The following is a 12,927-nucleotide window of genomic DNA, read 5'->3' on the forward strand; positions in this document are numbered from 1 at the left end:
ATGGAGGCGATGAAGATGGAGCACACCATCGCCGCGCCGGCCGACGGCACGGTGGAAGAGCTGCTGTTCCAGCCGGGCGACCAGGTGACCGAGGGCTCGGCGCTGCTGCGGCTGGCGGCCTAGTACGGCCGAATTAGGAACGCACAGCAATGACCTATCCCGCCCGAGTCAAGATCGTTGAAGTGGGACCGCGCGACGGCCTCCAAAATGAAAAGGAGCACGTGTCTACCGAGGTCAAGATCGAACTCGTGCATCGGCTGCAGGCTGCCGGTTTGAAGGCAATTGAAGTCACCAGCTTTGTGAGTCCGAAATGGATTCCTCAGATGGCCGACAACGCAAGGGTGATGCGGGGCATTCACCGTCAAAAGAACACTTGCTATTCAGCGCTGGTACCCAATATGAAAGGGCTGGAAGCAGCGCTAGCAGCCCCAGCAGAAGAGTGGCCGGATGAGATAGTTGTGTTCGGATCGGCCAGCGAGGCCTTCAGCCAAAAGAACATCAACTGCTCGATCGCCGAGAGCATCGAGCGCTTCGCGCCTGTGGTGATGACGGCGCTGGAGAAGGGGATCTACGTGCGAGGCGCGATGTCGTGCACCGTTGGATGCCCCTACGAGGGAGATGTTTCACCGGACGCGGTGGGCCGATTGGCCCAGCTCATGAAGGGAATCGGTGTGCAGCACGTTGGCGTAGCAGACACCATCGGCGTCGGAACTCCGAGCAAAGTACAGCACGCACTGGAAGCAACGCTGGCCCATTTTGGGATTGATGATGTGTCGGGGCATTTCCACAATACCCATGGGCTTGCCCTATCTAACACGCTGGCCAGTCTGGAGTTGGGCGTGTGGCAGTATGACACCTCGGTTGCTGGCTTAGGTGGGTGCCCCTATGCGAATGGGGCGACCGGAAACGTTGCGACTGAAGAAGTGGTCCACATGCTGCACGGCATGGGCATTGAGACAGGTATCGACTTGAATAAGTTAGTTGAGGCAGGTGTTTTTATCAGTCACGCCCTAGGTCGAGAGCCCAATTCACGAGTGCATCGCGCGAATCGCTACAGGCGCGCGAGCGTCTGTCGATAGCGTTCTGAGGTTTGGCGCAAGATGACGATCAGTCCACTGCAATTCACGAAGCGCAGCTCGCCGAATGAGGTTGGTTTGCGATTCGGCCCGCAATCGACGCTCACACTGCCGAGCAGTCGGAATTCCAATCCACGCTAGAGCTTCACGTCCGCTCATTGATGAATGGCTCCTCTGAAGTGCGCGAAGTCATTCGACCCCACAGAGAATGACTGCTAGCCGCTGCGAAAGCTGACATTCGAAAGCGGCCCGGCAAAGGTCTGCTGCTGGCCGAGAGGCGAAGTAGCGATGGGGCCGGACTGTGCCTTTTGCAGACGCCTCGGAGCCCAGCGGGAACGGCAGGACTCCGCCAACAACCGGTCCTAGCCTCGACGTCGGCATTCGCTGCCCAACTGCCAGAACCAGTGCACGCCGAATCAACCTCCTTAGTCGCGCCTCAGGTCTGCTGCAGGACGGCTGGTTTCATCCAGTCTCGCAGGGCAATCAAGGAATCGATGGCCATATCAACACATGTGTCGCTCGCCAAGTGCGATGATTGGCTCCGCACGGGGACGGAGGACAGGATGCCTACGCTCGAACTCCGTCGAAACCTTATCACTGTCGCCGCGGCATTTCTGGCCGCTTTACTTTCCGTCGGGACTGAAGCTGGCGAACGTACAAGGGTGTGGCGAGGGGAGTTCGTGTACTTCGCCGATTGCGCAGTATTCACTGATTGCGCATCAGGAAGGCGGTGGCCAGTCGCGATGGAAGAAGACGATGCGGCTATGGAAAGGGCCTATCTGAATTCAAAGTTGGAGCCGCAAGCGCCCCTCCTCGTCAGTCTCAAAGGAAGGTTCGAGATGCGCAAGCCGATGGAGGGTCCGGCGCGTGAACACCTTGTCGTGGAAAAGTTCGAGGGCTCCAAGATTGGCGCTACCTGCAAAGCGCCTCAGCAGAAGAGCGAGCGCCTGCGATGAATCAGCCGCCGGTGCACGCAACCGGCATGGCGCGTCCCATTCCCCACGACATGCGGCCCTGGTCGATGCTCAGCGTTTGGCGTCCGTTAGAGAACCTGGTCCCAGAGTCTCCGATCGCCGGGAGATCGACGGCAGCCGCACCGTCAACGGAGACCGAGGCGCTTTCGCCCTTCAAGCGCACGGCCAATCGCGTCCCGTCGCAGACGTAGTTACTCACCGGATAAGGATTGCCGACACCGATCGACGGGCCTGGTGTCGGTTGGCTGCACGCCGCCAGCGTCATGGCAAACGCACCGACGATGGAAAAAGAACAGTACTGCATTCGTCCCTCTCGATCGGATCTGCGGCAATGTTGCCCACGTCGTTGTTCCAGCCGGAGCGTAAAGCACGCGACAACAGCCCACAAGCAGCCATTGTCGAAGGCGCGTTTTGAAGGCGCGTTCCGAATCGGGAGTCCAGAACGAAAGTACCAGCTCGTTATTGCTGGCGCCTGCTGCGATGCGTCCTCCCAGTGCAGTGTTTGCGGACGCCGCACGTGTTCTCGACAAGCCTTCCCGATGCGTTGGCCTGCGTCCTTCGAGAAACCGTGTGGACAGGTCCAACGCCCGAATGCATACTGTCGGCCCCTTGAAGCGAGCAAAGGGGTCGGCATGGAGACGACAACCTCGCGAGGCGCCTCGCGCCTCTTGGCATGGTGCTTGAGCATCCTGGTCCTGCTTTGCATGGGTGCATGCGGCGGTGGCGGGGATGGCCCCTTTCTGCCTGTCACCTCGCCCCCGGCGGGACTGCACTACGAGCGCAATGCGGTCGTCTATGCACTGGGCCGGGAGATCCACCCGAATTCGCCCATCAGCAGCGGCGGCCGGATCACCGGCTACATCGTGCGTCCGCAACTGCCGGACGGTCTTCGCATCGACGCGTCGACCGGGGTCATCAGCGGCACGCCGACGACGGTGAGCGCGCCCACGCTCTATGCCGTGACCGGGATCAACATCGCGGGATTCGTCACGACCCGTCTGCTGATCGCGGTGAGGGTGAAGGCGGAGCCTCCGGCGAACCTGAGCTACGAGAACCAGAACCCCATCTATACCATCGGCCAGACCATTTCGCCAAACCATCCATTCGTGGAAGGTGGCGATGTCAGCAGCTTCACGGTGCAGCCGGCGTTGCCAGCCGGCCTGGTGATGGACACGGCTTCCGGCGTCATTTCCGGCACGCCTGTCCGCCTCGCGCCATCCGCCAGCTTCAGGGTGACCGCCAGCAACAGCAGCGGTTCCGCGAGCACGCAACTGCAGATCGAGGTGCGCGAGCTGCCGCCCGTGGCACCCGCTTCGCTGTCTTACCAGGAGCCGACCGCCTTGTACGCCACAGGCCGGCCCATCATGCCCAACCTGCCGAGCAGCACCGGCGGCCCCATCGACGCATTCGTTGTTGCGCCCACGCTGCCGCCCGGGCTGAGCATCGACGCCGCCACCGGCGTCATCTCGGGCACGCCACAGAGCCCGAGCGCTGCAGCCAACTTCACGGTGACGGGCAGCAACGGTGCGGGGGCCGTGACGGCGACGGTCAACATTGCGGTACTGCCCGCGGGATCGGCAGCACCGGCCGGTGCGTTGAGCACCCCTCGCACCAACCACAGCGCGACGCTGCTGACCAACGGCAAGGTGCTGGTTGCCGGGGGGCACGACGACGCGAGCACGCTGGCTTCGGCGGCCCTGTACACACCCGGCACGGGCCTGTGGACTGCAACGGGATCGATGGGCGCGACGCGCTTCTTCCATACCGCGACACTGCTGCAGGACGGCCGGGTGCTCATCGCGGGAGGCGAAGACCTTCTCGGTGTCTTTCGCTCGTCGGCTGAACTCTTCGACCCGGCGACCGGCCAATGGTCGCCAACGGGTGCCATGAGCACGGCCCGCAGCGGCCACACGGCGACCCTGCTGCCCGATGGCAAGGTGCTGGTTGCCGCTGGCACCAACGGCAGCTTCCTGCTCTCAGCGGAGTTGTTCGATCCGGCAACCGGCCAGTGGACGCCCACCGGCAGCATGAACACCGCCCGCAGCGTGTTCACCGCGACCTCGTTGACGGATGGCCGGGTGCTGGTTGCCGGAGGAACGAACGGCAGCCCGATTTCTGCGGCAGAGCTGTTCGACCCCGCCACCGGCCTGTGGGCACCGACAGCACCCCTGACTGCTGCGCGCCTGACCCATGCTGCCACCCTGCTGCCGGACGGCCAGGTGCTCGTCGCGGGGGGGAACGGAGGCGCCGGCGGCGGCGGCTCTCTCGCCACTGCGGAGCGCTACGACCCAGCCACTGGCACCTGGACAGTCACAGGCCCCATGAGCGCCGGCCGCACCGCCGGCACTGCGACCCTGTTGTCCGATGGCCATGTGCTCGCTGCGGGGGGCTACAGCAGCACCGGCAGTGCCCTGGCCTCGACAGATCTCTTCGACCCCGCCACCGGGCAGTGGACCACCACCGGCGCGATGCTGGGCGCTCGCTACTTCCACACCGCGACGCTCTTGTCGAATGGCAACGTGCTGCTGGCGGGAGGCTCGAACGACCTGAGCGCTTTGGCCACGGTGGAGTTGCATTTGCCGTAGTGTTCCTACGTACGCTGGCGCGAAGGGCTCCAAGTGGTGCTGGCGGCGTCGCGTTCGGCTAAGGCCGCCTCGAGGCATCGTGCATCGGTACACGGGCGAGCAGCAAAGGTCAGGGCTGCTCGGCAAAGCGCCCAAGATGCCCGTGCCGGAACGACTGCCTTGAGGGGAGTCCGTGCGGGCAAACTCCCTATCGGTGGATCTCTCACTCAGGGATCTCCCGCATCCGCAATGTCCGAGCGGCCGCACTGGCCGTTTGCAATTTCCTACCGCGGCATGCCTTCGAGCGCAGCAGTAACTCCTCGTTGGAGCAGCGACCAATCGAAGCCAACTACCAGCGCACGATAGCCTCTGTGTCTCATGGCAAGTCCCTGTTCGGCGCTGGTAGCGACCCCACCAAGAATTACCGTGCTGCCTTCAATGGCCTTCTCAAACTTCGCAATTGCTGCTTGGACGTCAGGATGCTCTGGATGACCACGCAGCCCCATGCTGGTGGCTAGGTCGCGCGGTCCAATGAAAACGAGGTCAAGCCCAGGTGTCCGCGCGATGTCGGCGACTGACTCCAACGCATCGATACTTTCGAGGACTGCGACAGCTAAAACCTCCTCATCGGCACGGGAGAGATACTCAGACATGGTAATTCCCCACCCCAGCGGAGCATAGAAGGGACCCCAAAGACGCTCGCCAAGTGGCGGGTATCGTGTGGCCTTTACGACATTCTCGGCGTCTTGTCTGGAGTTGGTCATGGGGAAGCAAACGCCCATTGCGCCAATGTCCAGGGGAACCTTGGCATGCCATGCTTCCTTGCCACTGACGCGCACTAAAGGAACAAGCGGCGTCCCACTCGAAGCGGCAATCATTCCGTGCGCCGCCTGCAAATCGATTGGACCATGCTCCATGTCGACGATCATGAAATCCAGGCCGGAGCGCGCCAAGACCTGCACGGTCTGCACTGACGGAATCGTGGCCACAACGCCAAAAGCACACCCTCCGTCTGCCCACAAGTTGCGCAAGCGATTCAGGCGAGGAACCTGATGTGCAGCGGGATGTGACATGGCTGGACCCCTCTCTCATTGAACCTCATCCGATTGCGGACGGCTGGCAAGGTTGCTAGCAACAGTCCGCAAGTGTCTGAGTTCAGAGAGGGTTGGGCAAGCACGAGCAGCAACCTGCCTCACTCAAAGATTTTCGCCAAATGCTTGCCCGTGGCCGTGTCGAACGGCAGCTTCAAGGAAAAACGCAGGGAGCCAAGGTGTGTCCGCAGTTGGCCTTTGCACGCCTTCTCCCAATTCGATGCGGCAATCGATGCGCGTCAAGGGGCAGGCTTCACCGCCGCGGCAAGTGAGGCCGGCATCGGCACTTCGTAGTGGTCGCCAACCCTGAATCTCGAGACCGCCTCCCTTAACGCCGCACGGATAGCCTCTCGCGCCGCCGGCGCTTGCGCACGCAGGGTTGCCGCGGCGCGCGCTGTACCTTCTGCAACCATGTCGAACAGACTATCGGGCGTGGCCATGTGCCATGCTTGAGGCACCTGCGTGAATGAGGGGCTGACAAATCCAGCGCGAAGCATCGCATTCAAGCTGTGCTCAGCGTCGCTGAACAAGAAAAAGTTCGGGCCTGCCGGCAATCCCACGTCCAACGAACCATGGGCCCGAATCGCCGCGTAGACCGCTCCAAAGCCGACCGCGCGTTCAGGCGCGTCCCACACCGTGAAGGCCATCCAGCCGCCAACCTTGAGCACGCGGAATGCTTCTCGCAGCGCAAGGTCGGGGTCCGGAAGATGGCACATGCCAAACGCATTGACAACCGAATCGAAGCTACCTTCGTGATAGGGAAGCGCTTGCGCGTCGGCTACTTCGAAGCGCACTTGCGGATACGTCCGGCGCGCCATTTCTACCTGGGCACCGGAAAAATCGATGCCGGTTGCATCCGCTCCCCGGCGTACAGCCTCGTCGGCGACGTAGCCAGCGCCGGTCGCGACATCCAGGACGCGCCCTGCGGGGCCGACCTTCGCCGCATTCAACAGCGCGTCGATAGATTGCCTGGTGAGTGCGGATAGGTGCTCGTGATACTTGTCCGCGAGGGTGGGGTCGGCCCACGCCGCATGTTCAAACTCGCCGAACGACTGTGGTGACTGAGACATCGAATGCTCCTTCGTTCACGCCATCGAACGAGATGATATGCCTGGAGGCTCGGATTCTTCTTCGTGGCGCGAGCTCGCAACAAATGTGGCCGACGGTCGACCAGTGGCGGTAAGTCCGCTAAGCGGCCGAGTGGGCGAGGTTCGTTCTATGACGGCTCATGGCCGAAAGGCGCTGATTCGAGCGATCCACTGCCCAAGCGTACTCATTGAGCTCGCCGCCAACGCAGGATCCCATAGCCAATCAAAAACACGCCAACTGCTGCAAAGAAACCGGCGAGTCCATGGGGACCGAAGGCCTGATACACCAGTTCGTGAAGCCAAGCCCACCGACCAGAGTAGGGGCGCTGAGAGGGCGAGCGCCACTCGAGGTAGGCCAGCGTGACGCCGACCACCCCCATGCCCATCGAGACAGGCCAAGCCAACGCTGCGCTCGGTGCAAACCCCTTTTTCATCTGTTCGCGCGAAAGGGGCTGAACTTCCGCATTGCCCAGCCTCCTCCGATCCCAAAGAAGGAAAGCGAGGAAGCACAGCAGCAACACGATCACGACGACAGGGGCAGCCATTGATTCATTCTTGCCGAATTCAGAAGCGTGGTCGGCCGACCGCTCCTGGCCGACAGCTGAACTCTGGTGGCCTAGCGTCCTGGAGATCACAGAGGACAGGCGGCAACCAATGAGAAGGGCAGATTCGCTGCTTTCTATCACCGGGGCCGTGCCTCTACCAACCACCTGATTCCGCGCCTCGCCACCCTGACCAAGTTGATCACAGCACTCGGCAAAGCACGGCAATTCCGGAGCGTGGACACTGTGTCCAATTTACTTGAGGGACTAGGCGTTTAGTCGTGGGAGAGTTCACACACCAATGACTCGTGCCGCTTAGGCCACCGCGTCGATCATGCCCACTTCATGGCGCAGGACCCCTGGTTCCTTGATGCCCACAGTGCCGAAGCCGCCGTGCTGGTAGTAGTGCAGGGTCGGAGCCCGCGCGCCTCAGGGGCGGGCCTTAACGCTCATCGCTCCGGAAGCCCTGCTGTGCGGAGACCCTCGCACATCCGGCTGCGGCTGGCCATGTAGCTGTCGGCGCCGGAGGGATTGTTCGTGATGTGGCGGGCGATCGTGTTGTAGGGCATCAGCCGGCGATGTTCTGCCATGTTCATTGCCGCTTCGTCCGTGCGGCCGTGCAGGGCGTCGATCGATGCCAGCATTCCGTAGGCCGGTCCGTAGTTCGGCCGCTCCGCCAGCGAGCGGCGCGCCAGCGCGTAGGCACGCGTGTCGTCGCCCAGTGCGAAGGCCGCTTGGGCGCCCGTGTAGTAGGCGGCCGCCACGATGCGCGGGTCCCGATGGCCAATGCGTAAGGCTTGGTCGATGCTCGACTGCATGTCCGCCGTCCGGCCCATCAGCATCAGCGCGTTCGCATAGCGCAGGTGCGTGTTGGGATTCGACGGCGCGCGCTGCACCGCGCGCTCGTACATCGGCAAGGCAAGATCAGGATGGCCACGGAACAGCTGCACGTTGCCCCAGTTGATGAGCGAGACGGAGTTGTTGGGGTCGATGGCGAGCGCCCGCTCGGCCACGCGCTCCGACTCCGCGAGGTCGGCGGGCGTGGGCTCGCCGGAGTTGCCGAAGCGCTCGGCCATTAATGCCGCCCCTAGACCCGTCAGCGCGATGACCGAGCTCGGATCGACGCGCAATGCCTCTTCGAAGCGTGACCTGCCCCGGCGGACGTCTTCGGCGGTCTGTCGCCCGTCGATGTCGTCCCACCCCGAGAGCACGAGGTCACCAGTGTTCATGCGGTAACCCGGTCGGCTTACGTTGGCCCGGTGCATCTCGCGCTGTCGCGCCCGGACACTGCTGACCACCCGCAGGGCGATGTCGAAGTTGACCCGGGGATCGGTCGCATCCGGGCTCTCGAAATGATCCGACCAGATCATCTTTCCATCCGATGTCGAGGTCAGCTGCGCATCGAACGCCACGCCGTTCCCCTGCGTGGCGATGCGGCCGCTCATCGCGTACGGCGCGGCCTGGTCATCGGCCGAGCGCAGGATGCGTGCGCCTTGGCGTTCGGAGAACTGCGCCGCGATTTCGTCTACCAGCCCATTGCGGACGACGGCCGGCGCCGGCGGCTCTCCCACATCCTTGAATGGCAGCAGCACGATCGCGTTGCGCCTGGCGAGTTCCTCGTCCAAGTTCGGCGGCTGCGCCGATACGGCGTACAGCAGGGCGCCGGCGGTCAGGGTGGCAGCCAGCGCGAGGGTCGCCGCGACCACCTGCCTGCCGCGGCGCGACGGCGACGCCTTCGCGCCGACGGGCGCGTCGATCTCGTGCGGTGCGTCGGGGGCACCGATGACGGCGGCAGGCCCCACGTCCGCCTCGAAGACATAGCCTCGACGCGGCGCAGTGATGATCAGCTTGGAGCCCTGATCACCGAGCCGGCTGCGCAGTTCGCCGACGCATTGCACCAGCGAGTCGTCCGTCACGACGACGCCGGCCCACAGGCTGCTCATGAGCTCCGCCTTGGGGATGAGCCGCTGCGGGTTGGCCAGGAAGTAGCGCAGCAGCGCCCCGGGCTTCGGGCTCAGGGGGATGGGCAGGCCATTGCGGCGCAGTTGGTCGCGCTCGAAGTCGAACTCGAAATCAGCAAAACGAACGGCTGCCGGAATCCCGACCCGAGCCCGCGGCGATGCGGAGCGGGGCACCGCCAGGTCGTGGACCGTCGAGGGCTCGTCGTTCACGTAACCACCTCCATTCGCGGGCCCCGGCTCGGAGGACGCCGGGAGCGCGACGAATTTTCCACCTCTTTCTCACGCCCGAAAAGCGTCGGCGCGGCGCTTGCTCGGCCATTGATCGTCACTTCATCGGCGGGTGTTCGTGGCGAAACATACCCAGCATGGCCTATCGTGGGTTTCGCTGCAATCACCCATTTCGAGGAGGAAGTCCATGAAAAACCCAAGTGCAAAGCGCGCTCTCCCGGGCTTGCTGGTCGCCGTCTCCGCCATGCTCTCGAGTTGCGGCGGAGGCGGAAGCAACGGCGGCGCGGGCGGCGGATTCGCGCCCGCGGCCACTACGCCGGCGCCTGTCAAGGTCCAGGTCACCGGGCCCAATCCGGTGAGCAGCTGGAACGAGATCGCGGTCGACACCATCAACGTGCCGGCTGCCACCAGCGGCACCGCAGCCGAGCGGCGGCCTTCGGATGCCGTCGATCTGGCGGCGGTCCACCTGGCCATCTACAACGCCCTGGCCGCGATCACGGGCAAGTATCAGATCTACGGCATCTCGACGACGCTCGATGCCGACTCGGAAGGTTCCCAGCCGGCCGCTGTCGCGTCGGCCGCCTACGGCGTGCTCAAGGGTCTGTTTCCGAACCGATCGGCCCAGTACCAGGATGCCTATGCGCGCTCGCTAGCGGCGATCGAGGACGGGCCGGGGAAGATCCAGGGCATTGTCGTGGGCGACCGGATGGCGCAAGCGATCCTGGCGCTGCGGGGAGACGACGGCCGCTCGGTGGCGCTGACGCCCTACGTGCCCGGCACCGCCCCGGGTCGCTTTCGCGGGGTAAATCCGGTCAATCGCTTCGGTCCCTATATCAAGCCCTATGCGTTGCAGAGCGCATCGCAATTCCGGACCCCGGAGCCCCCGCCGCTCGACGGCGCCACCTATGCGGCCGACTTCAACGAGACGCGGCTGCTGGGTGGCGCGGTCGGCGGCACGCGGACGCCAGAGCAACTTGAGATCGCCCGCTTCCACACCGAAGCGCCAAACCGCTTCTGGCCCCGCAACCTGCGGCGCTTCGCAATGACCGACGGCGCGCTGGTCGACCAGGCGCGGCTGCTGGCGATGCTGTTCGTAGTTGAGGCGGACGCCGGCATCGCCTGCTTCGAGTCGAAGTACTACTACGAATTCTGGCGCCCGCAGAGCGCTATCCCGCTGGCCGACAGCGACGGCAATCCGGCCACCACAGCCGATACCGCCTGGACACCTGCGCTGCCGACGCCGAATCATCCGGAGTATCCCGCCGCCCATGCCTGCATCTCGGCGGCCATGGCCGAGACGCTCAAGGCCTACTACCGGACCGACCAGGTCGAGTTTTCCTTCGACAGCACGGTGACGGGATCGACGCATGCATTCGCCACGACGCATGCGCTGGTCGCGGAGGTTATCGGCGCGCGCATCTACGGCGGCATGCACTTTCGCAATTCGCTGATGCGCGGCGAGGAACTGGGCCTCAAGGTCGCGCAGTGGACCCTGGAGCGGAATTTCCAGGCCCGCTGAGAGGGGCGGCGGCAGCAGCCGCCCCGGCGTGCGTCACGCGCCAGATCCCGTAGCAGACCAGCACCGGCGCCAAGCCGTTGCACCACTTGAGGATGCTCTCGCCAAGGGTCCAGCAGCGGATGGCGTTTCAGCGTAGCCGCCACCCTACTTGGAGGCAATGTCGCCGCTGAGGTTTAGGGTTCGTGCCCCTCAGCGGAAATCGCGCGATACGGTCGCCAGCCGGCCCAATAGCGGCGTCATGTCGGCCAGCCGATAGGCGATGGTTCTTCGTATCGCCTTCGCGCTGCCACTTGCCGTGGACGGCCAAGAGGCGCGAGCGCAGCACCTCGGGGCGCTGCTGTTCTCGCAGTGACTTCCACACGATGACCTGGACCACGCCGGTCTCGTCCTCCAGGCTGATGAAGATTGCCTTGGCTGTCTCGGGCTGCTGGCGCAGGTCACGATGCCGGCATAGCGCACTACCTGGCCGTCCTTCACTCGCTCCAAGTCGCTGGCCTTGAGCAGCCGGCGCCGGTCGAGGGCGGGGCGCAGGCGCAATGGGGTGGGTGCGCAAGGTCAGGCCTACGGTTTCGAAGTCGTGCACCACCTCTTCGCCTTGCAGCGCAGGGGCGAGTTCGAGGAAGTCCTCGTCCACCGGTGCGTCGCGCAGCAGGGTAGGTGGGCGCCGAAGCGCCGAGGCTTGCCAGACCTGCTGGCGCCGGTGGCCCGAGAGGCTCTTCGCAGCGCGGACGCCTCCTCAACGGCCCACACGTCGGCGAACCCCGGGCTCGACTCGGCCCCCACTCGTTTCCCTCGCGGCCGCGCTAGGTGCGAAGCAGCGGCCAACTACGCCTTTTGTGCGGGCCCCGTTTGCAGCCAAAGCAGGGCGAGGGCGACTCTTCGGGGGCGCCCTGATTTCAAGCCGGATCAGGTCCGACCGCGCTGTATTTCTTGTGAAATCGGCTCCGAGGCGTCGGCATGCTTGGGGGCAGCTTTGTTGCCCTCGTGATGCCACTTGCGCACGATTTCCAAGGCCAATCCAAACCCGCCCCACCCGAAAGCGATGGCTGCAGCGACCGACACCGCACCCACCACCCCCATGAAGAGGGTGTTCACGAGGGTGACTGCAATGCCAGCTGATTCACGGCAATCATGATTGCAAAGCACCAGATCGCGATCGACGCTACCTTGGCCAAGGTGTCCAGGTTGGGTAGTGCCGCGAAGAACAATGAAAAGGCGCCCGCCAGCGACGCCATGAGTGCGTAAGTCCAAATCGTAATGGCCGTCATGGTGTTCTCCTTTTGGGGAGTGCGAAAGACGAGTATGGGATTGCGAACCAAGGCCCCTGAGTAGGACGCTGGCTCTTCGAGTGAGCGAATTGCACCGTTTACGTTTTGGTACTAGTGGAGGCTGGTCCAACCCTAGACGGCGCATGCTGCTGCTATGGCGAGCGCGGCGAGCCAGTCCAGCAACTTCCATCTCTGGGTAGCACGATGGAGCCCATCAGCGCGGGCTGCTCGAAGCGAGCATCACCGCCGCCATGATGGGCACTGAGGGAATTGAAGACCGCTGCCCAGATGAGCGCCTTCATCGGGTCGATACCGACAAGCCTGATGCCGATCCCGATCAGCATGTCGCCTGCCATGACGCCATAGAAGAAGGCTTTGCGCAGGGGTATTTGGAACCCGCAGCGCGCGCCGCAAAGTTCAGCGCCGACATAGGCGGCCGAACCGGCGAGGACCGGAAGCGGGAGCAGCTCTGTTCCGATGAGCCCGAGGGCAAAAAGCGCGAAAGCCGCTTCGCCGGCCACAGGCAGGGTGCCTTGAGGAGAACGGGTTCTGTGATCGGCGCCGAGGCGGCCTGCCTGCGCACTCAACACGCCCACCCCCGCGCCTTCCGGTGCAC

At 63.9% G+C, this 12,927-nt stretch carries 14 protein-coding genes; 5 read left to right on the top strand and 9 right to left on the bottom strand.

Annotated elements, in window-relative coordinates; translation table 11 throughout:
* From BM345_RS20145 to BM345_RS20155, 3 genes are all read left to right on the top strand, one after another.
* Window positions 1-123 (top strand): acyl-CoA carboxylase biotin carboxyl carrier protein subunit (locus BM345_RS20145; protein WP_139237568.1); only part of this gene is annotated, 123 nt, incomplete at its 5' end.
* A gap of 26 nt (window positions 124-149) precedes the next feature.
* Entirely contained in the window at window positions 150-1,079 is a 930-nt protein-coding gene (locus BM345_RS20150) for a hydroxymethylglutaryl-CoA lyase (protein WP_093382697.1), read from the top strand.
* A gap of 560 nt (window positions 1,080-1,639) precedes the next feature.
* On the top strand, window positions 1,640-2,032 hold the full coding sequence (locus BM345_RS20155; RefSeq protein ID WP_175545085.1) for a hypothetical protein: 393 nt from the start codon (window positions 1,640-1,642) through the stop codon (window positions 2,030-2,032).
* A gap of 1 nt (window position 2,033) precedes the next feature.
* Here BM345_RS20155 and BM345_RS20160 read toward each other — a convergent pair whose 3' ends face one another.
* Window positions 2,034-2,354, bottom strand: coding sequence for a hypothetical protein (locus BM345_RS20160; protein WP_175545086.1), 321 nt, complete (start codon window positions 2,352-2,354; stop codon window positions 2,034-2,036).
* Between the two features lie 376 nt (window positions 2,355-2,730).
* On the opposite strand from BM345_RS20160, the gene BM345_RS20165 reads away from it, so the two are divergent.
* Window positions 2,731-4,635 (top strand): putative Ig domain-containing protein, encoded by a 1,905-nt coding sequence (locus BM345_RS20165; RefSeq protein WP_175545087.1) that lies wholly within the window; start codon window positions 2,731-2,733, stop codon window positions 4,633-4,635.
* Between the two features lie 263 nt (window positions 4,636-4,898).
* On the opposite strand, the gene BM345_RS20170 is transcribed toward BM345_RS20165, so the two are convergent.
* From BM345_RS20170 to BM345_RS20185, 4 genes are all read right to left on the bottom strand, one after another.
* Complete coding sequence (locus tag BM345_RS20170; RefSeq protein WP_217654011.1) at window positions 4,899-5,585, bottom strand: HpcH/HpaI aldolase family protein; 687 nt, start codon at window positions 5,583-5,585, stop codon at window positions 4,899-4,901.
* Between the two features lie 359 nt (window positions 5,586-5,944).
* Entirely contained in the window at window positions 5,945-6,775 is an 831-nt protein-coding gene (locus BM345_RS20175; protein WP_093382709.1) for a class I SAM-dependent methyltransferase, read from the bottom strand.
* Between the two features lie 203 nt (window positions 6,776-6,978).
* Window positions 6,979-7,338, bottom strand: a complete 360-nt coding sequence (locus BM345_RS20180; RefSeq protein ID WP_093382712.1) for a hypothetical protein — start codon at window positions 7,336-7,338, stop codon at window positions 6,979-6,981.
* A gap of 446 nt (window positions 7,339-7,784) precedes the next feature.
* Window positions 7,785-9,506, bottom strand: coding sequence for a winged helix-turn-helix domain-containing tetratricopeptide repeat protein (locus BM345_RS20185; RefSeq protein ID WP_093382716.1), 1,722 nt, complete (start codon window positions 9,504-9,506; stop codon window positions 7,785-7,787).
* 205 nt (window positions 9,507-9,711) lie between these two features.
* On the opposite strand from BM345_RS20185, the gene BM345_RS20190 reads away from it, so the two are divergent.
* Window positions 9,712-11,043, top strand: a complete 1,332-nt coding sequence (locus tag BM345_RS20190) for a vanadium-dependent haloperoxidase (RefSeq protein ID WP_093382720.1) — start codon at window positions 9,712-9,714, stop codon at window positions 11,041-11,043.
* Between the two features lie 127 nt (window positions 11,044-11,170).
* Here BM345_RS20190 and BM345_RS30605 read toward each other — a convergent pair whose 3' ends face one another.
* From BM345_RS30605 to BM345_RS20200, 4 genes are all read right to left on the bottom strand, one after another.
* Complete coding sequence (locus tag BM345_RS30605; protein ID WP_368086491.1) at window positions 11,171-11,677, bottom strand: OB-fold nucleic acid binding domain-containing protein; 507 nt, start codon at window positions 11,675-11,677, stop codon at window positions 11,171-11,173.
* A 272-nt stretch (window positions 11,678-11,949) separates the two neighbouring features.
* The gene (locus BM345_RS20195; protein WP_093382723.1) at window positions 11,950-12,138 is read right to left on the bottom strand and encodes a hypothetical protein; all 189 of its coding nucleotides are present in this window, start codon (window positions 12,136-12,138) and stop codon (window positions 11,950-11,952) included.
* Window positions 12,135-12,311: a hypothetical protein gene (locus tag BM345_RS30215; RefSeq protein WP_175545088.1), complete on the bottom strand. Its 177-nt coding sequence runs from the start codon at window positions 12,309-12,311 to the stop codon at window positions 12,135-12,137. The genes BM345_RS20195 and BM345_RS30215 overlap by 4 nt, the downstream gene beginning before the upstream one ends.
* Window positions 12,312-12,463: 152 nt before the next feature.
* Window positions 12,464-12,901, bottom strand: a complete 438-nt coding sequence (locus BM345_RS20200; protein ID WP_139237569.1) for a divalent metal cation transporter — start codon at window positions 12,899-12,901, stop codon at window positions 12,464-12,466.
* Between the last annotated feature and the right edge of the window lie 26 nt (window positions 12,902-12,927).

The sequence above is a fragment of the Variovorax sp. OV329 genome (assembly GCF_900114785.1).
Taxonomy (GTDB): domain Bacteria; phylum Pseudomonadota; class Gammaproteobacteria; order Burkholderiales; family Burkholderiaceae_C; genus Variovorax.